Genomic DNA, 24,087 nt, shown 5'->3' on the forward strand with positions numbered 1-24,087 from the left:
GAGAGCCGGTTGGTCGTGGGATGAAGCCAGGCAAGCGAAATGGCGGTTCCGGGTGCACCAGGCTGGAACTGCATGGCGGCCGCCAAAATTCTTGGTCCACCGGCAGCCATCCATCGCGAAATGCGGTTGTTCATCCCACGGCCAACGGGCTCTGGAATGGGAAGTGTACCGGGCGCTTCCGTCAAAGCGTTGAGTTCAGTCAACTCGTACGTGACAGCGGCTGTCGAAATCGATTGCGTGCAATGGCAAGCGAAAAAAAGGAAGTGTGAAGCAAGCCGATAGGCCGGATTCTGTTACGGCAGGTCGCCCTGCTATGACAGCCATTCCTCTAGGCCGTGGATTACTCCACGGCTCAAGCTTCCTACCCGCACGCTCCGCGAGCAGCCTCAATGCGTGCCTATTTGGAATTGCTCCGGGTGGAGGTTACCGCGTTTCACCGTAACTTAATACGCTCGTCTCTGTGGCCCTATTCCTCGCCTTATACCGTCCCCGGCTTGCGCCGGACAGGCTTTCAACGTACGGCCGTTAGCCGTCACCCTGCTCTGTGGAGTCCGGACCTTCCTCCCGCTATCTTGCGATAGCCAGCGGCTGTCTGGCTTGCTTCACACCGCATTGTACCGTAGCGGCAGCTGGGCCGGGATGTCCTTTTTTCCCGCGGCAGTCGCGCAGAAGCGGTATGGCGAGCTCCGGGACGGCAGGTTCACTCGTTGCACGCCTCGATGACTTGCTCGCGCAACCAGCGGTTCGCCGGATCGTGCTCGGTGTTCGCGTGCCAGTAAAAATGCGCCTCCGCCAACGGCGTGGCAAGCGGCAGCGGGAAAATCCGGTTGCCGAACGGGCGGTTGAAAAAATCGGCGTGACGCTGCGGCATGGTCAGCAGCAGGTCCGTGCGGCTGACCACGCCACAGCCAGTGAAGTAATCCTGGCAGCGCAGGCGGATACGCCGGTGCAGGTCGCGCCGCCCCAACTCCATGTCGGCCAGTCCCGGCCCGGAACGGCGCGAGCCGACCAGCACATGCCCCTGCGCCAGGTAGGCGTCGAGATCCAGCGCGTCCCGGATCTGCGGATGATCGCGCCGTACCACCACAACCATCGGGCTCAGCCCGACCCGCAAACGGCGCACATGGCCCGACAACGGCAGCGCCACATCGACGGCGGCGTCGATCGATCCCATTGCCAGCGATTCTTCGAGGCCGCGCCGGCTGACGTGCACGGCATCGATGTCGACACCCGGCGCACGGCTGCCGATGTGCTGCATCAGCGGCGGCAGCAACGCCATCTCCAGCATGCCGCGGATAGCCAGCGTGAAGCGCCGTTTCGTAGTCGCGGCATCGAAACGCCCGGCCTGATGCAGCGTCATTTCGATGCCGTGCAGCGAACGCCGTATCGGCTCGACCAGGCTGCGTGCCAGTGGCGTCGGCACGATCGCGCGCCCTTCGCGCACGAACAGCGGATCGTCGAACAGCGTGCGCAGGCGCGCCAATGCATGGCTGAGCGCCGATTGTGTCAGATTCAGTTTTTCGCTCGCCCGGGTGATGCTCCCCTCGGCGCATATCGCGTCGAGCACCACCAGGAGATTCAAGTCGATGCGGCTGATATGCATGTTCTTCATGGGTTGAAATGAAAACGTTTCAGTTGAACCTGCCTGGTCTTATCCCTTAACCTGACGCTGCCTTCTTGGTGCGAGTCTTGGCCTTTTACACGAAGCCGCCCTCCGAATTCAGCAAACTCCCTGCTGAATTTTTCCGAGGAATGACTCTATACATCGCAGACGAATTAGGGCTGCGACAATAGCCTGCCCGTGCGGCGGCTGAATGCCTTACTCATAAAAACAATTCGCTATCGATCCTGCCTAATGGAAATGGAGAATGGCGATCGCGTTGCCGCTTGAGCCGGCGGCTGCGCATCGATCCACATGCGGCAACATGAAAAGGAGTTCGCCTATGACGAGATAAGCAGCCCCCACCAGTCGATTTGCAACACCCAGAACAACAATCACGGAGACACTACAACATGAAGAAACAATTATGGTCGTGGCTGATCGCAGTCGCGCTGGCGCTTGGCGTCCTGTCCGCTCCCGCGTACGCGGGCTATACCCAGACCCGCTATCCGATCGTGCTCGTGCATGGCTTGCTCGGCTTCGACAGCATCGGTCCGCTGGATTACTGGTATGGCATCCCGTCCGCATTGCGCGACGGCGGCGCCCAGGTCTACGTGGCGCAGGTAGCCGCCGCCAACAGCACCGAAGTACGCGGCGAGCAATTGCTGACGCAGGTGCAGCAGATCCTGGCCATCACCGGCGCATCCAAGGTCAACCTGATCGGCCACAGCCACGGCGGACCGACCACGCGCTATGTCGCCTCGGTGCGCCCCGACCTGATCGCATCGGTCACCACGATCGGCGGCGTCAACAAGGGTTCGAAAGTCGCGGATGCCTATTTCGGCCTGCTCGGCACCGGCACCATCAGCAGCACCCTGCTCAACTCGATCGTCGGCGGCACCGGCCAGCTGATCGACTTCCTGTCGGGCGGTTCGGGCCTATCGCAGAACGGCGCAGCGGCGATCTGGGCGCAGACCAGCACCGACCTGGCGCGCTTCAACGCGCTCCATCCCGAAGGCGTTCCCTCCACGGCATGCGGCGAAGGCGCCTACCAGGCACGCGGCGTGTACTACTTCTCGTGGAGCGGCGCACAACCCTACACCAACGTGTTCGACATCCTCGACCCGGCGCTGGCGCTGACGTCGCTGGCGTTCGGCGGGGAAAAGAACGACGGCCTGGTCGGCAGCTGCTCAACCCATCTGGGCCGCGTGATCCGAGACGACTACGGGATGAACCACCTTGATGAGGTCAACCAGACCATCGGCATCGTCAACATCTTCGAGACCAATCCGGTCACGCTGTTCCGCCAGCATGCGAACCGGTTGCAAGGGCTCGGGCTATGACGAAGACGACATCCATCGTCTGGGCGATGGCGCTTGGCGCCGCCGCTTTTTGGGGAGTGATGGCGACGCGCGAACCGGAAGTCAGGCCCGCCGCGGATGCGGCGCGGCCCAACCTGTTTCCCTTTGTCCGCTCGATGGAGGGGACGCGCCCGGATGGCGATGTGCAGGTGACAAGCGACAAGACGCTAGTTGTCGATCGCGAGCTGCGCAATCTGTTCGAATACTACCTGGCCGCCACCGGCGAAAAACCACTGGATGCGATCCGCGCCGAAATCGAACGCGAACTCGGCCAGCGCCTGCCACCGCCACTGGCGGTTCAAGCCAGGAACTTGCTGGCCCGTTATCTTGACTACAAGCGCGAACTTGCCGAAGCAGAAAAAAACCCCGCCTTGTCAGGAAACACGCTTGACGCGATCCGCGGGCGATTGCAAGCGCTGCAACAAGTACGCGGGCGTTATTTCAGCCCGCTAGAAGTTGCTGGCATGTTCGGGCTGGACGATGCGTACGACAATGACGCCGTCGCGCGCATCGAGATCAGCCAGGACAAGTCATTGAACGCCGAACAACGACGCGGCAAGCTTGCGGCACTCGATGCGACGCTGCCGGCGGAATTGCGCGAGGCGCGCGACGCGCCGCTGCAAGCGGTCAGGCTGGAGCAGGAAGCGGCCACGATGCGCGCGCGCGGCGCGTCCGACGACGAGGTTTACCGCATGCGTGCCGTGGCGGTCGGCCCGGAGGCGGCGGCAAGGCTGGCAGCAGTCGACCGGGAACAGGCCGATTGGCAAGCGCGCATCGCCGCCTACCTCGCTGAGCGCCGGAAACTAGGCGAAGGCAACGCGAGCGGGAATGAGGCGGTCTTGCAACAATTACGCGATACCTACTTCAATCCAGACGAGCAAAAGCGCCTGGCGGCCTACGAGCCGCGTTCGTAGCGACATACCTGATGCGCGACGGCGCCATGCCGTTGCGCACCATGCTTATCATGCCGTCGGACAATCGTCCCTTGACAGCGTTGACTTTGGCGGCACATGGGTACGCCCTTTTGCCGGCAAACAGATGGCTGTCTTTCGTGGGCGCGGCAGAATTTTTTCACGCAAATATTGTCAAGGAATACGGCACCCCCTTATTGGCAGGGGTGTCGTATTCCGGTGTCGCGAAGGCACGGATTCAGATCGAGGATTTTTTCAGTCATATGGCACTGGTTTCCATTTCCGAGGCTGCGAAACTTGTTCGCAGAAACCGCTCGACGCTCTACCGCGACATTGAAAAAGGGCGGCTGAGCAAGACCGTCACGCCGGAAGGCGAAACGCAGATCGAGACATCCGAGCTGCTGCGCACTTACGGGCGCCTGCATCCGAACGAGGACGAAGGCCCGGATGAGCGCACGCGGGAAAGAACAAGAATTGCCATATTGGAAGAAAGGACGCGCTCGCTGGAACGCGCGCTCGCGCTCGAAGCGGAATTGCGCAAGGTAAAAGATCAGGTGACCAATGAATTGCGCGCGCGCCTTGCCGACAAGGATAACGTGATCAAGGCGCTCGAAAGCAAGGTGCTGTTCCTGGAGTACGACAAGCAGGTCGAGTCTCTGTCGGAGGAAGCGCCGGAATCGCCAGCGCAGCAGACGACCAAACCTGAAAAGCCAAAGAGCGCCGAAAGCGTGATGCCCAAGAAGGGATGGTGGGCGCGCTTTCTGGCGAAGCGCTGATACCGGAGCCGCGCAGAAAAGAAACAGCCCCGCAGATCGAAGCTGCGGGGCTATTCCCGGTACAGCCATCGAACGGAATTGCCGCGATTCCCGCGCCGGCATTCACCTGAGCTTGGTGACGTGCCGGTGGCGGTGCATTACGCGAATTTCGTGAAGTCGGGACGCCGCTTCTCGAAGAAGGCGGTAAACGCCTCTTTCGCTTCCTTCGCGACCAGCATTTCGCCGAAGTGCTTGTTTTCCTCCAGCATGCGCGCATTGACCGCAGCCGCCTGGGATTCCTTCATCAGGCGCTTGGTGACGCGCAGCGACGACGCCGGCAGCGCGGCCAGCTTGGCCGCTTGCCCATGCGCGAACGGCAGCAAGTCGTTCACCGGCAGCACGCGGCTGACCAAGCCCATCTCGTACGCCTCTTCCGCCGAGAACGCTTCGCCCAGCAGCAGCTTTTCGGCGGCGCGCTGGTATCCGACCATTTGCGGGAACAGCATGCTGGAGGCGAACTCCGGGCACAGGCCCAACTGCGTAAACGGCATCGCGAACTTGGCGTTGTCGGCCGCATAAACCAGGTCGCAATGCATCAGCATCGTGGTGCCGATGCCGACCGCGTTGCCGGCCACGGCCGCGACGACCGGCTTGGATGCCACATTCAACGCGCGCATGAATTGCGCCACCGGACGGTCGCCCACCTCGGCCGATTCATTCTTCAGGAAATCGTCGAGATCGTTCCCCGCGGTGAATACTTCCGGCTTGCCCGTGATGACGATGGCACGCACCGCTGCATCGCTTTCCGCCTCCCTGAGCGCATCGGCCATCATCTGGTACATCGCCGCCGTGATCGCGTTTTTCTTTTCCGGGCGATTGAATTCGATTGTCAGAATGCCGTTCGATTTATTGGTCAGAATATCCATGAACTCTCCCATGAAAAAGCCGCACGGTTTGTACCCGTACGGCTCTCAGTTCACTGCCTCGCAGTATTCCGGCGCGCCGCAACGTGCGGGTTACGCCGGACCACCGACCATCTTACACGCGTTCGAAGATACCTGCCGCGCCCATGCCGGCGCCGACGCACATGGTGACCATGCCGTACTTCAGGTTCTTGCGGCGCAGCGCGTGCACCACGGTGGCGGAACGGATGGCGCCGGTCGCACCCAGCGGGTGGCCCAGGGCGATCGCGCCGCCCATCGGGTTGACCTTGGACGGGTCCAAACCCAAGTCCTGGATCACGGCCAGCGATTGCGCGGCGAACGCTTCGTTCAGCTCGAACCAGTCGATCTGGTCTTGCGTGATGCCGGCGGCACGGCAAGCCGCAGGAATCGCTTCCTTCGGACCGATACCCATGATTTCCGGCGGAACGCCGCGCACCGCGAACGACGAGAACTTCGCCAGCGGGGTCAGGTTGAACTGCTTCAGGATCCTTTCCGAGACCAGGATCAGCGCGCCTGCACCGTCGGAAGTCTGCGAGCTGTTGCCCGCGGTGACCGAACCCTTGTTGGCAAACACAGGCTTGAGCTTCGCCAGGCCTTCCAGGCTGCTGTCCGGGCGCGCGCCTTCGTCCATGTTGACGGTGCGGGTCTTGATGTCGATCTGGCCGGTCGCCAGGTTCGGGATGCGCTCGATGATCTCGACCGAAGTCATTTCATCGTTGAATTCGCCGGCCTGCTGCGCGGCGATCGCCTTGCGGTGCGATTCCAGCGAGAACTGGTCCTGCGCTTCGCGCGACACCTTCCACTGCTGGGCGACCTTCTCGGCGGTCAGGCCCATGCCGTAGGCCATGCCGATGTTTTCATCCTTGAAGGTGTTCATGTTGATCGACGGGTGGTGGCCCATCATCGGCACCATCGACATCGATTCCGCACCGGCTGCAATCATCACGTCAGCCTGGCCGACCTTGATGCGGTCGGCGGCCATGGCGACAGCGGTGATGCCCGATGCGCAGTAGCGGTTGATGGTGACGCCGCCGATGGTGTTCGGCAGGCCGGCCAGCAGCACGGCAGTACGCGCAAAGTTCATGCCCTGCTCCGCTTCCGGGAACGAGCAGCCGACGATCGCGTCCTCGATCAGTTTCGGATCCAGGCCAGGCACCTGCGCCATGGCGGACTGGATGGCGCGTACCAGCAGGTCGTCCGGACGCACGTTCTTGAACATGCCGCGCGGGGCCTTGCCGATCGGCGTGCGGGTAGCGGCGACGACGTACGCTTCTTGAAGTTGTTTAGTCATTTTGTATGCTCCGTATTCGTGTAGATGCGCGTATAAATGCGCGCTTAGTTACGCACGGGTTTGCCGGTCTGCATCATGCCCATGATGCGCTCTTGCGTCTTCGGATTGTTCAGCAATTCGACGAAGGCCTTGCGCTCGAGGTCGAGCAGCCACTGTTCGCTCACCAGGCTGTTCTGGTTCACGTCGCCGCCGGAAACGATCTCGGCGATCATCGAGCCCAGCTTGAAGTCGTGCGCGGAGATGAAACCACCGTCGCGCATGTTGACCAGCTGCGCCATGATGGTGCCCAGGCCGTAGCGGCCGGCAACCGGGACCAGCTTCTGTGCCGGCGCGCGATACCCTGCGTCGAACATGGCGCGAGCTTCGACCTTCGCCACGTGCAGCAGCTCGTAGGCGTTGAACACGATGGTGTCGGTCTGCTTCAGGTAGCCCATCTGCTGTGCTTCCAAAGCGGACTTCGACACGTTCGCGGTGGCCGCGTTGGTGAAGTAGACCTTCAGGAACTGCAGCAGATCGTTGCCCTTCGCATCGGCAGCAGCGCGCATCGCCGCTTCCTTCAGGCCGCCGCCAGCCGGCACCAGGCCAACGCCCACTTCCACCAGGCCGATGTAGGATTCAATCGATGCGACGCGCTTGGCAGCGTGCAGCATCAGTTCGCAACCGCCACCGAGCGCGAGGCCGGCAACTGCCGCCACGACCGGGATATTCGCGTACTTCAGGCGCATGAATGCGTTCTGCAGCTTGGAGACTTCCGGATCGATCGCCTTGGCGCCGCCAGCCATGAATGCCGGCAGCATCGATTGCAGGTCGGCGCCTGCGGAGAATGCGCCGCCTTCAGCAGCGTCGGCATTCCACAGCACCAGGCCCTTGAAGTTCTTCTCGGCTTCCTCGACCGCCTTGTTGATACCGGCAACCACGCCCGGCCCGATCACGTGCATCTTGGTCTTGCTTGACAGGATCAGCACATCGTCGTTCTGGTGCCACAGACGGACGGACTCGTCTTCGAACACGGTGACGCCGGCAGTGGCGCCGTCAGCCGCGCCTTCACCCAGCACCGGAGCGCGGAATGCCTGGCGCTGGTAGACCGGCAGATTGGAACGCGGCACATAGGCCTTCTTGGCCGGCGACCAGGAACCTTCGGCGGTATGCACGCCGGTGCGGCCGTCGAATACCCACTGCGGCAGCGGTGCATTGCAGATGGCCTTGCCGGCATCGATATCTTCCTTGACCCACTGAGCGATCTGCTGCCAGCCGGCTGCCTGCCAGGTTTCGAACGGACCGGTCTTCCAGCCGAAGCCCCAGCGCAGCGCGAAGTCGACGTCGCGTGCATTGTCGGCGATCGATTCGAGGTGGATCGCGATGTAGTGGAATGCGTCACGGAAGATCGCCCACAGGAACTGGCCTTGCGGGTTGGTCGATTCGCGCAACGCCTTCATCTTCTTCGCCGGATCCTTTTCCTTCAGGATGCGGGCGATGACGTCGTCAGCCTTGGCGCCGCCCGGCACGTATTCGTTCTTCGCAGCGTCGAAGCGTTGAATTTCCTTGCCAACCTTCTTGTAGAAGCCGGCGCCGCTCTTCTGGCCCAAGGCGCCTGCGCCGATCAGCTTGGCGACCACGTCCGGGGTCTTGTAGAGCGAAGCGAACGGATCGTTCTTCAGGTTGTCTTCCATGGTCTTGATGACGTGACCCATGGTATCCAGGCCGACCACGTCGGCGGTACGGAAGGTGCCGGACTTCGCACGGCCCAGCTTGGAACCGGTCAGGTCGTCGACCACGTCGCAGGACAGGCCGAACTTTTCGGCTTCATGGATGGTGGCCAGCATGCCGAAGATGCCGACGCGGTTGGCGACGAAGTTCGGGGTGTCGAAGCAGCGCACCACGCCCTTGCCCAGCGTGGAAGCCAGGAAGCCTTCGAGCTGGTCGAGGATTTCCGGGCGGGTCGACACGGTCGGGATCAGTTCGACCAGGTGCATGTAGCGCGGCGGGTTGAAGAAGTGCACGCCGCAGAAGCGCGCCTTCAGGTCGGCGTCGAAGCCCTCGGACAATGCGGTGATCGACAGGCCGGAAGTGTTGGAGGCGAAAATCGCATTCGGGGCGATGTGCGGAGCGACCTTCTTGTACAGGTCGTGTTTCCAGTCCATGCGCTCGGCGATCGCTTCGATGATCAGGTCGCAGCCTGCGAGCACGTCGAGGTTGTCCTCGTAGTTCGCGACCTGGATCAGCGCGGCGTCTTCCTTGTTGCCCAGCGGGGCCGGAGAAAGCTTTTTCAGGTTTTCGATGGCGCGCAGCACGATGCCATTCTTCGGGCCTTCCTTGGCGGGCAGGTCGAACAGCACGACAGGCACTTTAGCATTGACGCAGTGGGCGGCAATCTGCGCACCCATCACGCCTGCGCCGAGCACGGCGACTTTTTTGACGATGAAATTTGACATGATTTACCCTTTATTTGCTGCCATTAAGGTGACGTAGCCCGAGAGAAGTCAGAACTGACTCCCCCTGGAAGCTCCGTGGCTGTTTTTTATTCTTAGAAAAGGTCTGCTTCGAGCGCCATCAGGTTCGCCGAACCGGAACGTGCCTGACGGATCAACATCGCGGTTTCCGGCAGCAGGCGTGCGAAGTAGAAGCGCGCGGTTGCCAGTTTAGCCTTGTAGAAGTTGTCGCCGGAATCTTGCTTTTCCAGCGCGATCTTCGCCATTTGCGCGAAGAAGTAGGCGAACACCATGTGACCGACAACGCGCAGGTAGGGCACTGCGGCTGCGCCGACTTCATCCGGGTTCTGGAAGGCCTTCATGCCGATTTCCATGGTCAGCTTGCCGACCTTGTCGCCGATATCGCCCAGCGGGGTGATGAATTCGGACAGTGCCTCGTTGGTGCCGTTCTCTTCGACGAATGCCTTGACCTTGTCGCCGAACTTGCGCAGCTTAGCCCCGTTGTCCATCAGGATCTTGCGGCCCAACAAATCGAGCGATTGAATCGTGTTGGTGCCTTCGTAGATCATGTTGATGCGGGCGTCGCGCACGTACTGCTCCATGCCCCACTCGGAGATGAAGCCGTGGCCGCCGTAGACCTGCATCGCTTCGGAAGTGGCGATCCAGCCGTTGTCGGTCAGGAAGGCCTTGATGATCGGGGTCAGCAGAGCGACCTCGGCAGCGGCGTCCTTGCGCACCTGCTCATCCGGGTGATTGAGTTCCTTGTCGATCTGCAGCGCGACGTAGGAGGAGAATGCGCGGCCGCCTTCGGCGTAGGCACGCGCGGTCAGCAGCATGCGGCGCACGTCCGGATGCACGATGATCGGATCGGCCGCCTTTTCCGGCGCCTTCGGGCCCGACAGGCTGCGCATCTGCAGGCGGTCTTTCGCGTAGGTGACGGCGTTCTGGTAAGCGACTTCGGTCAGGCCGAGCGACTGCATGCCGACACCCAGGCGCGCTGCGTTCATCATCACGAACATCGCGTTCAAGCCCTTGTTCGGCTCGCCGATCAGCCAGCCGATCGCGCCGTCCAGGTTCATCTGGCAGGTGGAGTTGCCGTGGATGCCCATCTTTTCTTCAATCGCGCCGCAGAAGATGTTGTTGCGCGCGCCGTTGGAACCATCCGCGTTCGGGACGTACTTCGGCACGATGAACAACGAGATGCCCTTGGTGCCCGATGGTGCATCCGGCAGGCGTGCCAGCACCAGGTGGACGATGTTGGCCGACATTTCGTGTTCGCCGGCCGAGATGAAGATCTTGCCGCCGGTGATCTTGTAGGTGCCGTCAGCCTGCGGTTCGGCCTTGGTGCGCAACAGGCCCAGGTCGGTGCCGCAATGCGGCTCGGTCAGGCACATGGTGCCGGTCCATTCGCCGGAAACCAGCTTGGGCAGGTACAGCGCCTTCTGCTCCGGCGTACCGTGCTCGTGTATGCATTCGTAGGCGCCGTGCGACAGGCCCGGATACATCGTCCATGCCTGGTTGGACGAATTCAGCATTTCGTAGAACGAATTGTTGATCGTCACCGGCAAGCCCTGGCCGCCGTATTCCGGGTCGCAGGACAACGCGGGCCAGCCTGCTTCCACGTACTGCTGGTAGGCTTCCTTGAAACCGGCCGGCGTGTGCACAACATGGGTTTCCTTGTCGAGGCGGCAGCCTTCGCGGTCGCCCGAGTGATTCAACGGGAACAGCACCTGGGAAGTGAACTTGCCTCCCTCCTCCAGCACTTGGTTGATGATGTCCTTGTCAATCTCTGCGTGCGCAGGCAGTTGTTTGAACTCATCTTCCACCTTGAGCAGTTCGTGCAGCACGAACTGCATGTCACGCAATGGAGCGACGTATTGACCCATGGTTTTTCTCCTGACGGCTAATTGGATTTAAGCTGACTTTCTGGCAGCGGTTTTGGGGTTCTGTTTTGCAGCTGCCTTCGTACTGCCGGCGGGCTGCGGATTTTGGTAACTGTCAATCAAACGTTCGAACCCGACTTCGGCGCGGTTCACGCTGCCGGGCAACTTCAGGAAACGTGCGTCGTGATGCAGGGCCAGGATCAGGCCGTACATCTCGAAAACCAGCTGGTCGGGATCGGTCTCGTCGGACAAATGTCCCATTTCGATGGTCTGTACCACGCAACGCCGCAGCGCGTTTTTCCAGGCGCGCACCATACCGGCGAGTTCTTCTCGGATGGCGCCGGGACGGTCGTCATACTCCACCGCGCCGCTGATATAAATGCAGCCAGAGGCGATTTCGACCGACACACGCTTGACCCAACGCGCAAACATCGCCTGCAGGCGAGGCAAGCCGCGCGGCTCTTTCATACTTGGATAGAACACTTCCTGCTCGAAGTGATGGTGGTACAGTTTGACGACTTCGATCTGCAAATCCTCGCGTGAACCGAAGTGCGCAAACACGCCAGACTTGCTCATGTTCATCTTGTCCGCGAGCAGGCCGATGGTCAAGCCTTCGAGCCCGTCGCGGCTTGCCAGATCTAGTGCCACATCGAGAATCGCAGCGCGCGTAAGCTCACCTTTACGCATGAATTTGGTTGGCGAGTCAGTCGAGTTGGTAGCCACGGTAGTGCCCTATCAAAGTTTCAAAATTCGCACGGTATTACTGAAGCGAACGCTCGTACTATTATCTACCCCGGTATAAATGTCAAACGAGAACTTAGAGGGGCGATTCTAGTCATGATGCGCAACAAAGACGCTGCGATCCCGCCTATTTTGGTGGCTTTTTGTCAGTATGACGACTTGTCGATCCGGCGCCTGTCGCGCTTGGTGGGCCGTCCCTTGATTGCCTCGCTGGGCTCTCTGAAAAATTGTCGTTGTTCTGCTTTGGCTTGCCGCCGAGCGATGCTTGCTTCAGTTTCCGTATAAAGAGTTTGCGCCACCGATGCCGATCCGCGTTTTTCGGCAAGATCCCGCACGACTACTTCCCATTCGGTCGAACCGTTATCGATATCGAGCGTGTCGCCGATCTTCACGCTGCGCGCCGGTTTGACACGCTCGCCGTTCAGCCGCACCTTGCCGCCGTCGACGGCATCGGTGGCGAGCGTGCGCGTCTTGAAGAAACGCGCGGCCCATAACCACTTGTCAATGCGCAGGGAATCGGAGGATGTCGTCATGAACAGGATCAAGCCGGGGCTAGAGAAGGAGGCATCGGTATGTTTGTGCAATAAGCGCTATTTTATAGTCTGACCGTGCTTTTTTAACGACGGCACCGCAAATTCCGTCCATGCGGCGAAGACGGTGTTTCGTTGGCAAATCGAGAGATCGCTGCCCGGCGGCGGCGCCCCGCAATTATTGCCTTTAATGCAATGCGCAACGACGTACGCCGCGCCGGGCCAAACGATGCTCCAGGCGCGCACGACATCGCCCGTATCGTCATCAGTGCATGTGGGAGGGATTGGCGTCGCTGATATCGTCGATGCCGGCGCCGGCCGATATCGCCCTGCCGACCGTCGCTTCCTCGAACCACTGCTGCACCCGCTGCAGGTGGGTGCGCTCCTCGGCCAGTGCGACATTGAAATCGGTGACCATCGCGCTCTGTTTATGCTCCTGCGTCAGCGCAATCAGCATTTCCCACCCAGCCTGGTCAGCCAGCTCGGCGACCAGTATCGCGTGCAGCGACTGCGCGATTGTGGTGCGCGGATCGCACACGGCCTGCATCAACCCCATCGATTCCACGCCCACGAGGTCGGCGCACGGCGTCTGCGAGGTCGGATCGCCGCCGATCGATTCGATCGCCTCGGCCACGATGGCGAAGTGGCGCGCCTCGTCCTGCCGGATCTGCTGCAGGTCGGCCAGGGTCATGCTGGTCGATTCATCCTGCGTCGCTTCGAACTTGGTGATCAGGGCATCGTACAGGCGGGTTCCGGTGCGCTCGAATGCCAGCCGCTCGCCCAGCTTGTCGAGCAGCAGCTGCGGCTGGCCGCCGGCGAGCGTCGACACGCCGGTGGTGATCGCGCCCTTGATGGTGCCGGGGATCGGCACCGATCCGAGCGGCTCGGCGCCGGTGATATAGGTGCTGCGCAGCTCCGCCAGCGCGCTGTCGTCGCCGGGCGTGGCCGGCATCATCGATGCCGGCACGGGCGATTGCATCGAACCGGCATCGAACGGCGACATTTGCAATCCGGTGCGGTTCATGCCGATGTGAGTCTGCTCTTTCATGATTGCTCCTTGTACGTTCTTCATACGGCGACGGCGATCTTGCGGTTGAGTTCTGTGCCCGGCGACCAGATATAGCCTGCCGCCACGGTTTCGCTCGGTGAGCCGTCCGAATTGAGATGAGTGCGGTAGTCGATCGATGCCTGGCTTTCCTGCGACTGCTCGACGAACTTGGTGCCGTTGGCACGCAGATTGACTTCCTGCGCCAGCACCTGCCGCACGAAGTCGCGCTGGCTGGCGAACGGAATCGGCTCCGGCAGATCGCCCGGGAACAGCTCGGCCGGGTCGCGTTTCTCGTGCTGCTTGAACAGCTCGGCGACATGGTGGAAGTGGCCGAGCTCGTACTCGAGGAAGCGTTCCCAGATCGCCTTGACACGCGGATTGGTCTCCTGCTGCACGCAACCGTAGTAGTTGTACACTTCGGTCGCCTCGTGCAGCAGCCACTGTTCCAGCAGCGATTCTTCCGGGTTGATCAGCGAACTGTACTGGGTGACATGCTGCTCCTCGATCGACGCAATTTCCGCATATAGCTGGCGCGCAGCCGGATCGGCGAACAGCGGGCCGATATTCATGTAATAGTCGTGCGTCTGGTACTCGCCGGCGGTGATCGTCAGCGCATGCAGCTTGGTCAGCGGCGCCGCGTCGCGCCCATACGGTTCGCGCAGGTCGTCCTGCGGCGCGCGGTGCTCCTCGATCGTCGGCCGCCCTGGCAGGATATCGGTATAGCTCTGCAGGATATTGTTGGCATCCTTGCCCTCGATCCGGTCAAGCAGCGCCGAATACCGGTACAAATGATCGAAATCTTCCAGCAGGCCGAAGCGGTATGCCTGCGCGATGTAGGCATCGGGCTCGCTTTGCGCCACCGCAGCGGTCACTTCGATCGCAACCTGTTCATACGCAATCGTAGTTTCCAGCGGCGAATGATCGGCGCCGAGCAACCAGTTGATCATGGTTGCCTGGTGCTGTTCGGTGCGCCGGATTTGCGCCAGCGACAATCGCAGCTCGCGGTTCATGCGGGCGGCGAGATGCTGGAAGCGCAATGCGTCGTTTTCGATGCCATTCAGCAGGATGATGCGTACGCGGGTAAAGGCATCATCATCGAGCTTGCTGATCGGCTTGCCGACCATGTCGCGCCAGGTGAAACGCTGCTGGTCGGGCGAGTAGCCCTTCGCGCTGAATAAGTTCAGGGACATGGGGTGCTCCTTTCCATCGGACCAAGATTGGGATACGCAGCGCCAGGAATCGGAGGTCTGCCATGCGCATGACTGCATGGCCATCTGCCCGCCGGCTGACGCAACGCGAAGCTGGCGACTGCCGCAACTTCCATGCCGGTCGCGCCTGGTGGATGCGCATGCAGGGCGAACCGGAGCCGGATACGGGAAGGACAGGAGGACGAGGCGGGCGAGGCGCGCGCCACGCAGTTTTTACAATGCCGGGGGTAAGGCTTACAGCCGCATGCGCGCTCAGAAGTTGGGCGACGGCGCGGGTTCGGGCATCAGCATGTTGGCGTCGCGCACGATGACCCAGTTACCAGTGGATTGCTTTTGAAGGAAGGAAAGAGTGTCTCCAGAACGGCGCATCGGCAAGCCCGTCCTGGTGGGCGTAATGGTGACTGTCAGATGCGTCCAGCAATAGGCGGAGTCGCCGACCACGCGCACTTCCCTGATCTCGCAGCGGGCGTCGATGCGGTAATGCTGCAATCCCTTTTCAAATGCCGCCATGAAGGCATCGCGGCCGCGCAGCGGCGCCTGGCAAGGCGTTAGGAAAACGACGTCGTCGGCCATCAGCACGCGCAGGCGCTCGACGTCGCCGTCGGCGGATGCCTCAAGCCAGCTGGCGATCAGGTTGCGGATGGATTGTTCATCATCGTGCATCGCTCAAGCCCCTTCCCGTTGCTCTGGCCATGCCGCGCGCAGCAGTTCCGGCACGATGTGCCCTGCCTTGCCGCGCAGGACATGGCGCGCAAATCCATCGTGCAGAGTGGCTTCCGGATTGATCTGGATGACGGTCCGCCCGCACGACTGGGCGTAGCGCGGCAGGCTGGCGGCCGGTTCGACCAGGCTGGAAGTGCCGATGCAGAAAAAAACGTCGGCATGCTCGGACACTTCCGCCGCCCGGTGCCACGCCGGCGCCGGCAGGGATTCGCCGAACCAGACCACGCCCGGGCGCACCATCCCGCCGCAATGAGCGCAGCGCGGCGGGACGTCCGATGCCGACGCTGCCGGCTCGCCCGGCTGGCGGCAGTGGAAGCAGAAGTTGTTCCAGATATTGCCGTGCAGCTCAATCACATCGGTGCTGCCGGCACTGTGGTGCAAGCCGTCGACGTTTTGGGTGATCACGGTGACATGCGGCACCCGCTGCTCGAGCGCGGCGATGGCCAGGTGGGCAGGATTGGGACGCACCTCGCGCATCAGATCGCGGCGCCACTCGTACCATTTCCAGACAGTGAAGGGATCGCGCCGGAACGCTTCCGGCGTGGCCAGATCTTCGGCCCGGAAGTTGGCCCACAATCCGGTCTGCGCTTCGCGAAAGGTCGGAATGCCGCTTTCGGCGGAGACGCCTGCGCCGGTAAACACCGCAATGTGATGTGCGCCGCGCAGCTTGTCCAGCAAGTCAGGATCGAAACGCATCGCCGTACCGGAAAGGTCCCTGGAGTCATTCAGTATAACTCCGCAGGCACGCTGCCGGCAGGGGGCGGGAGGCCTATTCGGTGCAGGCCGCGGCTGTCGCGCATGCCGCCTCGTCGCCCGCCTGCGTGTGCGGACGCTGCGCCAGCATAACGACGGCCAGCAATACCATGGCGCCGCCGACGAGCTGGTTGAGGCTGACTGACTCGCCCAGGAAAGCGACGCCGAGGCAGATCGTGATCACCGGCTCCAGCGTCGAAATGATCGAAGCCTTGGATGGGCCGATGATCTTGATGCCGATAAGGAAGGTGCCGATCGCAATCACGGTGGAAAACAGCGCGATCGCGCCCACCGCCAGCCACGCGGCGACGGTGCCGGGCAACGCGGAACTCCCGGCCGCCGCGAACATGCCGTTACCCACGGCGGCGGCGGCCATCACGACCAGGGTGGCCGCCAGCGGATCGGCGTGTTGTGTCAGGCGCCCACCGATCGCGATATACACCGCGTAAATGCAGGCGGCCGCGATGCCGAGCGCAATGCCGAACGGCTGCCCCTGGAGATTGCCGCCCAGCGTGATGGCCAGCCCCGCAATCGCCAGCACCAGCAGAATCAGTGTGCGGCGGTCTAGTCTTTCCCAGCCGAACGCGACGGCGAGCAAGGTCACCAGCACCGGGTAGATATACAGGAGCAGACCGACCAGGCCGCTGCTGGCGTACATCAGCGCCGTGAAATAACTTTGCGATTGCACTGTGTAAAGCGCACCCATGAGCGCGAAACCGGCCAGCGCCCGTCCGCGCGGCAACGGCAGCCGCTTGAGCCAGACCAGCGGCGCCAGGATCGCCACCGCCAGCAGGAAGCGCAAAGCCAACAGCATGGAGGGCGTCACGCCAGCCGCGTACGCGATCTTGGCAAACAGGGCGATGCTGCCGAAACCGAGGGCGGACAGCAGGACGAGGACAACAGCGTATTGGCGTGACATGGTCGGATCGAGAACAAATCAGATTAGGGGTAACCCAGTGTATTTGACTTGCCCGCAGCTCAACAAACCAATATTCTTGCTGGATTGACTCAATAATTTTAGGCCTTAAAATCTTTTCCCATGCTCAGCCGCCTGCCGCCCCTGCCCGCCGTGCGCGCCTTCGAAGCGGCCGCCCGCCTCGGCGGCTTTCAAAGCGCTGGGGAAGAGCTGCATGTTTCCGCTGGCGCCGTCGCGCACCAGGTGAAACAGCTGGAAAGCTGGCTGGGCGTGCTGCTGTTCCAGCGCCTTCCGCGCGGCGTGGTGCTCACTCCGGCAGGCCGGCAATACGCGGCGGCGCTGCAGCCGCTGCTGACGAGCCTGGCCGAAGTCTCGGAAGCGGTCCGGCGCCAGGGTGATGAACGGGTGGTCACGGTCACCTCGGTGCCGTCGCTTGTCGCGCGCTGGCTGATGCCGCGCCTGGGGCGCCTGCGCGAACAGCATCCGGAAATCGACATGCGCGTACTGGCCTCGCTGCATCCGGTCGACTTCGTGCGCGAAGGCGTGGATGTCGCCATCCGTCTGGGCCGCGGCCCCTATCCGGGGGTGCAAGCGGACCTGCTGCTGGAGGAGTGGTTTTCGGCGGTATGCAGCCCGGCTTTCAAGGCGGCGGCACCCGACCTGCGCACACCGGCCGACCTGCTGCGCTATCCGCTGCTGCACGACGAGGCGGAAATGCGCATCCCCGACGAAATCTCATGGGCGCGCTGGCTCAAGGAATTCGGCATTGCCTACACCGGCGGGACTCGGCCGAGCTTTTCGCATACCTACCTGACGCTGGAAGCGGCAGCCAACGGCCAGGGCGTAGCCATCGCGGCCGAGCCGTTCATCGCCGAGGATCTGCGCAACGGCAAGCTGGTGCGGCTGTTCGAGCAGCGCGTACCGGGCCCTTACCGCTTCCACCTGCTGCGCCCGCCCGAGGCGGAAGCGCGGCCGGCGGTCAAGGCATTCTGCGACTGGATCCTGGCGGAAGCGCAGGCCGAGCGTGGCTGACAGGCCGTAGAGCGATTTGATTTCCTGCGCAAGGGAGGTCATGCTGGGACAAGACATGCAGCCGCAAGATGCCCCCTTTCACAGACAGGCAAATCGCTCTAATCCTCGTATTTGCCGGCGGCGATAATGCGCAACACGCTGCGGTAAAACAGATAGGCGGCGCCGTACCACATGCGCTTGTACCAGGGGATGTTCGCGTAATCCTTGAGGCGGATCTCGATACCGTCGGCCACGCCGCGCTCGATATGCCGGCGCAGGTCGTGCACGAAATCCGAATCGCGGATCACCACGTTGGCTTCCTGGTTCACCAGCAGGCTGAGCCCGTCCCAGTTGCTGGAGCCGACCGTCGCCCAATCGTCGTCGACCACCGCGACCTTGCCGTGCAATTGCGTCTTGCGGTATTCAATCACCCTTACGCCGCTCCTGAGCAGTTTCGGATAGAGCGAATGCGCCACAGCGTCCTGAATGCGGAACTGGCCGACGCCCAGCAGCAAGGTCACCTCCACGCCGCGCAATGCGGCCTGGGCCAGCGCGCGCCGCAGCTTGCGGCCCGGCGCGAAATACGGTGTCGCCAGGAACGCGCTCTTGCGCGCGCCGCCCAGCGCCTTGAGATAGGACTTCTGGATCGTATGACGGTTGCGCAAATTGTCGCGCACCACCAGCGCCGCCACCATCGGGTTTTCGTGGCGCTGCATGGCGACGAGCCACTTGTCGCGGAACTTTTCCCACCGATAGCGCAGGTTCAGTCCGCCCAGCAGCATCCACTGCATCTCGACTTCCAGGTGAATGTGCGCCACCAGCGGCCCGGCGATTTGCACCGCGAAATCCCAGCGTGGCGCCGGCAGAATCACGTCATGATCGAAATCGCAGCGCATGTCATAGTTGATATTCAGGCCGCCGAGAAAGGCCAGCTCGCGATCGACCACGCAAATCTTGCGGTGCAGCCGCGCGAAGCCGCGCCGAAACCAGGCATTGAAGATACGATGGTTGACATGCACCTGCCGGAACTCCTGGTTCAGAAGCACGCATTGGCGGTGACCGGTGCCGAGCCAGTCTGTGATCACGTTGACCGTCACGCCACGCTCGGCGGCGCGGACGAGCGCCGCCTTGACCTCGTCGCCGGTTTCGTCGGCCGCGAAGATATAGGTTTCCAGGTAAATTTCGGTTTTCGCCGCATCGACCGCGGTGATCAGCGCCGGGAAAAATTCGGCGCCGGAATGCAGCAGGGTGATGTTGTTATCGCCGGTAAAGAGTACCGATTGCATAGAACTTGCCAAGAACGACGTTGCTATTCATTCTACAACGTCAGCTTGGCATGCCCGTCACTTGAGCTCCAGAGAAGCGACGATCGGCGCGTGATCGGACAGTTTCGCCCACAGCGCTCCGTGCAGCACCTGCGCCTCATGCACCCTGAAGCCGCGCACGTAAATGCGGTCCAGCCGCAGCCAGGGCAGCGCGGCAGGAAAGGTACGCGCCGGCTTGGTCATCACGCCGCGCCCGCTGAGCATGCGCAGGTAGGTGCCGAAGCCGCGCCTGGGCAAATCTTCGTCGAACACTTCGGTCACGCCGAGGCGGGTGCGCAGCGAATCGCTGAGCTGGTTGGTCCAGTCGTTGAAGTCGCCGGCGATGATCAGCGGCGCATCGGGCGGCGAGGACGTTTCCACCGCCTCGATCAGGGCCGCGGTCTGGCGCTTCCTGCTGCGCGCAAACAGCCCGAGATGAATCACGTAACAGTGCACGTCGCACGACTCCGCCTTGACCACGCAATGCAGGATGCCGCGCGCCTCGAATGCATGATCGGACACGTCCTGGTTGGTCGCGGTCACCAGGGGGTAGCGGCTCAGCAGCGCGTTGCCATGGTGGCCGTGGTCGTAGACGGCATTCATGCCGTACGCCGCATAGTGCGATTCGCCGGCGAGAAACTGATGTTGCCCCTGGTCAGGCCATAGTGCGGCATGCCGGGTCGCATACTTGTCGTGCCGCCCCTGCACTTCCTGCAAAAACAGGATATCCGCCTCCATCGATGCCAGCGCCTGTTTCAACGCGTGAATGCGCGGCATGCTTCCCAGGGTGCTGACGCCCTTGTGGATGTTGTACGTCGCAATGCGAAGTTTCATGCTCTGATTTTAGACGCTATGCAACGAGGATAAAAGGAAGGATTTCATGCGGGAACGGTGCCCCCCGGAACTTATCCTGAGACAATTTTCAACGTTCGCGCACATATCGCGGCAACTGCAGGATGGCTTCCGCATTGGATGGCGAAAAACAATGGTCGGCCGCCGCCCGGTACGGCAGCCACATGTGATTCAGATGTTCGCGCGGCGCCAGCGTGATCGGGATATCGCGCGGCACCTGCAAGCCGAACACATGCTCCACGTTCCGTGTCACGCCCGGCGCGTAACGATGGCGCCAGACCGGATAGATTTCATAAACGTTGGAAAGTTGCCAGTCGCGCAGGCGGTCCGGTGCAACCTCCGTCGGTCGCAGCATATCGGGCACGCCCTCGACCACGCGAATGCCGGTTTCCTCGAACACCTCGCGTTGCGCGGTCTCCTGCAGGGGCTCATCCAGAGCATCCTTGGAGCCGGTCACCGATTGCCAGTAGCCGGGCTTGTCGGCGCGTTCGATCAGCAGCACGTCCAGCGCCGGGGTGTAGATGACGACCAGGACGGATTCGGGGATCTTGAAAGGCTTGTTCATTGCTCATGCATGCGATGGCTGCGGCCTGGCGGGCCAAGCCATGATCATACCCGCTCAAAAACAAAAAGGCGCCGGAAGCGCCTTTTTGCTTAATCGGAAACGGCCGGCTTACGCCTTGGCCGCCGGCTCGACATTGCGCAAGCGGATATGCAGCTCGCGCAACTGCTTCTCGTCGACTTCCGACGGCGCCTGGGTCAGCAGACACTGCGCACGCTGCGTCTTCGGGAAGGCGATCACGTCGCGGATCGACTCTGCGCCGGTCATCATGGTCACGATGCGGTCCAGGCCGAACGCGAGGCCGCCATGCGGCGGAGCGCCGTACTGCAGCGCGTCGAGCAGGAAGCCGAACTTGAGCTGCGCTTCTTCGGCATCGATCTTGAGCGCGCGGAACACCTTGCTCTGCACATCGGCGCGGTGGATACGCACCGAACCGCCGCCCAGCTCCCAGCCGTTCAACACCATGTCGTAAGCCTTGGCCAGCGCCTTGCCCGGATCGGTCTCCAGCAGGTCTTCGTGGCCGTCCTTGGGCGAGGTGAACGGATGGTGCGCAGCGACGTAGCGCTGGCCGTCTTCGTCATATTCGAACATCGGGAAGTCGATCACCCACAGCGGCTTCCAGCTGTCTTCGAACAGGCCATGCTTCTTACCGAAATCGCTATGGCCGATCTTCGCGCGCAGCGCGCCGATCGCGTCGTTGACGACCTTGGCCTTGTCAGCGCCGAAGAAAATCAGGTCGCCGTCCTGCGCACCGGTCTTCTCGATGATTGCAGCCAGCGCCGCGTCGTGGATGTTCTTCACGATCGGCGACTGCAGGCCGTCGCGCCCCTTGGCCTTTTCATTGACCTTGATGTAGGCCAGTCCCTTGGCACCGTAGATCGCCACGAACTGCGTGTACGCATCGATCTCGGAGCGCGGCATCGCGCCGCCGCCGGGCACGCGCAGACCGACCACGCGGCCGCCTTCCATGGTGGCCGCTGCCGAGAACACCTTGAAGTCGACATCCTTCATCACGTCGGTCAGTTCGGTGAACTGCAGCTTGACGCGCATGTCCGGCTTGTCGGAGCCGTACAGGCCCATCGCTTCCGAATACTGCATGACCGGGAACGGGTTCGGCAGGTCGATATCGAGCGCGTTCTTGAAGACGCCGCGAATCATTCCTTCGAACATGTCGCGGATTTCCTGCTCGTTCATGAACGAGGTTTCGCAGTCGATCTGCGTGAATTCCGGCTGACGGTCGGCGCGCAGGTCTTCGTCGCGGAAGCACTTGGTGATCTGGTAGTAGCGGTCGAAGTTGGCGACCATCAGCAGCTGCTTGAACAGCTGCGGCGACTGCGGCAGCGCGAAGAAGTTGCCCGGGTTGACGCGCGACGGCACCAGGTAGTCGCGCGCGCCTTCCGGCGTCGACTTGGTCAGCATCGGCGTTTCGATGTCGATGAAGCCGTTGGCGTCGAGGAACTTGCGCACTTCCATCGTCACCTTGTAGCGCAGGCGCAGGTTGTTCTGCATCTGCGGGCGGCGCAGGTCTAGCACGCGGTGCGTCAGGCGGGTGGTCTCCGACAGGTTGTCGTCGTCGAGCTGGAACGGCGGCGTGACCGACGGGTTCAGCACTTCGAGCTGCTGGCACAGCACTTCGATCTTGCCCGACTTCAGGTTGGCGTTGGCCGTGCCTTCCGGACGGTTGCGCACCACGCCGGTAATGCGCAGGCAGAACTCGTTGCGCACCGCTTCGGCCGTCTTGAACACGTCTGCGCGATCCGGATCGCACACCACTTGCACGAGGCCTTCGCGGTCGCGCAGGTCGATGAAGATCACGCCGCCGTGGTCGCGCCGGCGATGCACCCAGCCGCACAGGCTGACGGTTTGACCGAGAAGCTCCTCAGTGACGAGGCCGCAGTAATGAGTTCGCATAGACATAATCAGTTTCCAGTGTTCAGATTCTTTGTAATGCCTGGGCCGCCGTCGCCTGCACGGCCGAAGCTGGATATTAGACTGCCGTTATCAGGATTTGGGTGGAACCGCCTTCAGGTTGGCTGCTGCGGAAACCGATTGTTCCGGGGCTACGACGCCCATCGAGACAATATATTTCAAGGCCGCATCGACGCTCATGTCGAGTTCGATGGTGTCCGCCTTCGGCATCATCAGGAAGAAGCCGGAGGTGGGGTTCGGCGTGGTCGGCACATACACGCTGACATAGTCGCCGACCAGATGGTTCTTGACATCGCCGCCCGGCGTGCCGGTCAGGAATGCGATGGTCCACGATCCCTGGCGCGGATACTGCACCAGCAAGGCCTTGCGGAATGCGTTGCCGGATGACGAGAACAGCGTGTCGGAGACCTGCTTGACACTGGAGTAAATCGAGTTCACGACCGGAATGCGGCGCAGCAGCGCTTCCCACCAGTCGACCAAGCGCTTACCGATGAAATTGCGCGTCAACAGCCCGGTGAGGAACACGAACAGCACCGTCAGCACGGCGCCGACGCCGGGCACGTGCACGCCCAACAGCGCTCCCGGCCGCCACTTCTCGGGCAGCAGCAACAGCGACTGGTCCATCGTGCCGATGACGAGATTTAACACCCACAGCGTGATCGCCAGGGGGACGAGAATCAGCAGGCCAGTGACGAAATATTTACGCATGGTCTTCCATGAACCCGAGGCCGGATAGACCTCTTCCTATCTCTTCCTATCGATTAAGCAGCCGACTTGGTATCGCCAGCTGCGGCGCATCCCGTGCCGCATTCGCCCGCACCGCAGGAAGGCGCTTCGGTGGCCGGCGTCGTGTTACGCGCAGGCGATGCAGTGCTGCCACTGCCGTTCTTGAAATCGGTCACGTACCAGCCGGAGCCTTTCAATTGAAAGCCGGCGGCGGTGAGCTGCTTCTTGAATGTACTCTTCTCGCACGACGGACACTCGGTGAGCGGTGCGTCGGACACTTTTTGCAATACATCCTTCGTAAAACCACATGTTTCGCAGCGATATGCATAAATCGGCATAGGACACCCTCGCAAAAATCATCCAAAACCCTGAATTATAAAGGTTTTTCCAGTCGGATTGCATGGCTCGCCGGATAATGGGCCGCAAGGCGAAAAATGACGCCATACCACGCCCCGTAAAGGCTAATGTGCCGAGGGATATAGCGCAATTGCAATTTTTGCAATTGCAGATCTCGCGGTACCGGCTATGCTGCTGACAAGCGGCAAAGCGCGCGCCACTCGATATTGTCATCGCTCGACACCCCAAAAAGCGGTAACCTGACCCGACTTTT

The 24,087-nt window shown here is 61.8% G+C and carries 22 protein-coding genes and 1 other RNA gene; 4 read left to right on the plus strand and 19 right to left on the minus strand.

Annotation, left to right across the window (positions count from 1 at the left end; all coding sequences use genetic code 11):
• Nucleotides 1–263: 263 nt before the first annotated feature.
• Both rnpB and FAY22_RS14245 read right to left on the minus strand, forming a co-directional pair.
• Nucleotides 264–604: RNase P RNA component class A (gene rnpB / locus FAY22_RS14240), an RNA gene on the minus strand.
• Nucleotides 605–700: 96 nt separating this feature from the next.
• A complete protein-coding gene (locus FAY22_RS14245) occupies nucleotides 701–1,603 on the minus strand; it encodes a LysR family transcriptional regulator (RefSeq protein WP_146330819.1) in 903 nt (300 codons plus the stop codon).
• Nucleotides 1,604–2,013: 410 nt separating this feature from the next.
• Here FAY22_RS14245 and FAY22_RS14250 point away from each other — a divergent pair, with 410 nt between their 5' ends.
• The 3 genes from FAY22_RS14250 to FAY22_RS14260 all read left to right on the plus strand — a co-directional run bounded on the left by FAY22_RS14250 (nucleotide 2,014) and on the right by FAY22_RS14260 (nucleotide 4,648).
• Nucleotides 2,014–2,943 carry a triacylglycerol lipase gene (locus FAY22_RS14250; protein ID WP_146330820.1) on the plus strand — a complete coding sequence of 310 codons (930 nt, stop codon included), beginning with the start codon at nucleotides 2,014–2,016 and terminating at the stop codon, nucleotides 2,941–2,943.
• Entirely contained in the window at nucleotides 2,940–3,875 is a 936-nt protein-coding gene (locus FAY22_RS14255; protein WP_146330821.1) for a lipase secretion chaperone, read from the plus strand. Before FAY22_RS14250 ends, FAY22_RS14255 begins: the two co-directional genes overlap by 4 nt.
• A gap of 260 nt (nucleotides 3,876–4,135) precedes the next feature.
• Nucleotides 4,136–4,648 carry a hypothetical protein gene (locus FAY22_RS14260; RefSeq protein ID WP_146330822.1) on the plus strand — a complete coding sequence of 171 codons (513 nt, stop codon included), beginning with the start codon at nucleotides 4,136–4,138 and terminating at the stop codon, nucleotides 4,646–4,648.
• Nucleotides 4,649–4,785: 137 nt separating this feature from the next.
• Here the strand turns inward: FAY22_RS14260 and FAY22_RS14265 are convergent, their stop codons facing one another.
• From FAY22_RS14265 to FAY22_RS14315, 11 genes are all read right to left on the minus strand, one after another.
• The gene (locus FAY22_RS14265; protein ID WP_146330823.1) at nucleotides 4,786–5,553 is read right to left on the minus strand and encodes an enoyl-CoA hydratase; all 768 of its coding nucleotides are present in this window, start codon (nucleotides 5,551–5,553) and stop codon (nucleotides 4,786–4,788) included.
• Between the two features lie 112 nt (nucleotides 5,554–5,665).
• The gene (locus tag FAY22_RS14270) at nucleotides 5,666–6,862 is read right to left on the minus strand and encodes an acetyl-CoA C-acyltransferase (protein WP_146330824.1); all 1,197 of its coding nucleotides are present in this window, start codon (nucleotides 6,860–6,862) and stop codon (nucleotides 5,666–5,668) included.
• Between the two features lie 44 nt (nucleotides 6,863–6,906).
• Nucleotides 6,907–9,294 (minus strand): 3-hydroxyacyl-CoA dehydrogenase/enoyl-CoA hydratase family protein, encoded by a 2,388-nt coding sequence (locus tag FAY22_RS14275; RefSeq protein WP_146330825.1) that lies wholly within the window; start codon nucleotides 9,292–9,294, stop codon nucleotides 6,907–6,909.
• 92 nt (nucleotides 9,295–9,386) lie between these two features.
• Nucleotides 9,387–11,177, minus strand: coding sequence for an acyl-CoA dehydrogenase C-terminal domain-containing protein (locus tag FAY22_RS14280; RefSeq protein WP_146330826.1), 1,791 nt, complete (start codon nucleotides 11,175–11,177; stop codon nucleotides 9,387–9,389).
• A 27-nt stretch (nucleotides 11,178–11,204) separates the two neighbouring features.
• Nucleotides 11,205–11,861, minus strand: coding sequence for a TetR/AcrR family transcriptional regulator (locus FAY22_RS14285; protein WP_146333456.1), 657 nt, complete (start codon nucleotides 11,859–11,861; stop codon nucleotides 11,205–11,207).
• A 200-nt stretch (nucleotides 11,862–12,061) separates the two neighbouring features.
• A complete protein-coding gene (locus tag FAY22_RS14290) occupies nucleotides 12,062–12,448 on the minus strand; it encodes an RNA-binding S4 domain-containing protein (protein WP_146333457.1) in 387 nt (128 codons plus the stop codon).
• Nucleotides 12,449–12,710: 262 nt separating this feature from the next.
• Nucleotides 12,711–13,493 (minus strand): ferritin-like domain-containing protein, encoded by a 783-nt coding sequence (locus FAY22_RS14295; protein WP_246860515.1) that lies wholly within the window; start codon nucleotides 13,491–13,493, stop codon nucleotides 12,711–12,713.
• A 20-nt stretch (nucleotides 13,494–13,513) separates the two neighbouring features.
• Entirely contained in the window at nucleotides 13,514–14,683 is a 1,170-nt protein-coding gene (locus FAY22_RS14300) for a hypothetical protein (protein ID WP_146330827.1), read from the minus strand.
• 270 nt (nucleotides 14,684–14,953) lie between these two features.
• A complete protein-coding gene (locus FAY22_RS14305; RefSeq protein WP_146330828.1) occupies nucleotides 14,954–15,364 on the minus strand; it encodes an SgcJ/EcaC family oxidoreductase in 411 nt (136 codons plus the stop codon).
• A gap of 3 nt (nucleotides 15,365–15,367) precedes the next feature.
• The gene (locus tag FAY22_RS14310; protein WP_146330829.1) at nucleotides 15,368–16,120 is read right to left on the minus strand and encodes an NAD-dependent deacylase; all 753 of its coding nucleotides are present in this window, start codon (nucleotides 16,118–16,120) and stop codon (nucleotides 15,368–15,370) included.
• A gap of 73 nt (nucleotides 16,121–16,193) precedes the next feature.
• Nucleotides 16,194–17,096, minus strand: a complete 903-nt coding sequence (locus FAY22_RS14315; RefSeq protein WP_146330830.1) for a DMT family transporter — start codon at nucleotides 17,094–17,096, stop codon at nucleotides 16,194–16,196.
• 120 nt (nucleotides 17,097–17,216) lie between these two features.
• On the opposite strand from FAY22_RS14315, the gene gcvA reads away from it, so the two are divergent.
• Nucleotides 17,217–18,125, plus strand: a complete 909-nt coding sequence (gene gcvA, locus FAY22_RS14320; protein ID WP_146330831.1) for a transcriptional regulator GcvA — start codon at nucleotides 17,217–17,219, stop codon at nucleotides 18,123–18,125.
• 98 nt (nucleotides 18,126–18,223) lie between these two features.
• Here the strand turns inward: gcvA and FAY22_RS14325 are convergent, their stop codons facing one another.
• The 6 genes from FAY22_RS14325 to FAY22_RS14350 all read right to left on the minus strand — a co-directional run bounded on the left by FAY22_RS14325 (nucleotide 18,224) and on the right by FAY22_RS14350 (nucleotide 23,815).
• Entirely contained in the window at nucleotides 18,224–19,390 is a 1,167-nt protein-coding gene (locus FAY22_RS14325) for a phosphatidylserine/phosphatidylglycerophosphate/cardiolipin synthase family protein (RefSeq protein ID WP_146330832.1), read from the minus strand.
• A 57-nt stretch (nucleotides 19,391–19,447) separates the two neighbouring features.
• On the minus strand, nucleotides 19,448–20,242 hold the full coding sequence (locus FAY22_RS14330) for an endonuclease/exonuclease/phosphatase family protein (RefSeq protein WP_146330833.1): 795 nt from the start codon (nucleotides 20,240–20,242) through the stop codon (nucleotides 19,448–19,450).
• Nucleotides 20,243–20,330: 88 nt separating this feature from the next.
• Nucleotides 20,331–20,825, minus strand: a complete 495-nt coding sequence (gene nudB, locus FAY22_RS14335; RefSeq protein WP_146330834.1) for a dihydroneopterin triphosphate diphosphatase — start codon at nucleotides 20,823–20,825, stop codon at nucleotides 20,331–20,333.
• A gap of 108 nt (nucleotides 20,826–20,933) precedes the next feature.
• Nucleotides 20,934–22,739 (minus strand): aspartate--tRNA ligase, encoded by a 1,806-nt coding sequence (gene aspS, locus FAY22_RS14340; RefSeq protein ID WP_146330835.1) that lies wholly within the window; start codon nucleotides 22,737–22,739, stop codon nucleotides 20,934–20,936.
• Nucleotides 22,740–22,823: 84 nt separating this feature from the next.
• Entirely contained in the window at nucleotides 22,824–23,459 is a 636-nt protein-coding gene (locus FAY22_RS14345; RefSeq protein WP_146330836.1) for a DUF502 domain-containing protein, read from the minus strand.
• Between the two features lie 53 nt (nucleotides 23,460–23,512).
• Nucleotides 23,513–23,815, minus strand: coding sequence for an FmdB family zinc ribbon protein (locus FAY22_RS14350; RefSeq protein ID WP_146330837.1), 303 nt, complete (start codon nucleotides 23,813–23,815; stop codon nucleotides 23,513–23,515).
• Between the last annotated feature and the right edge of the window lie 272 nt (nucleotides 23,816–24,087).

The sequence above is a fragment of the Noviherbaspirillum sp. UKPF54 genome (assembly GCF_007874125.1).
Taxonomy (GTDB): domain Bacteria; phylum Pseudomonadota; class Gammaproteobacteria; order Burkholderiales; family Burkholderiaceae_D; genus Noviherbaspirillum.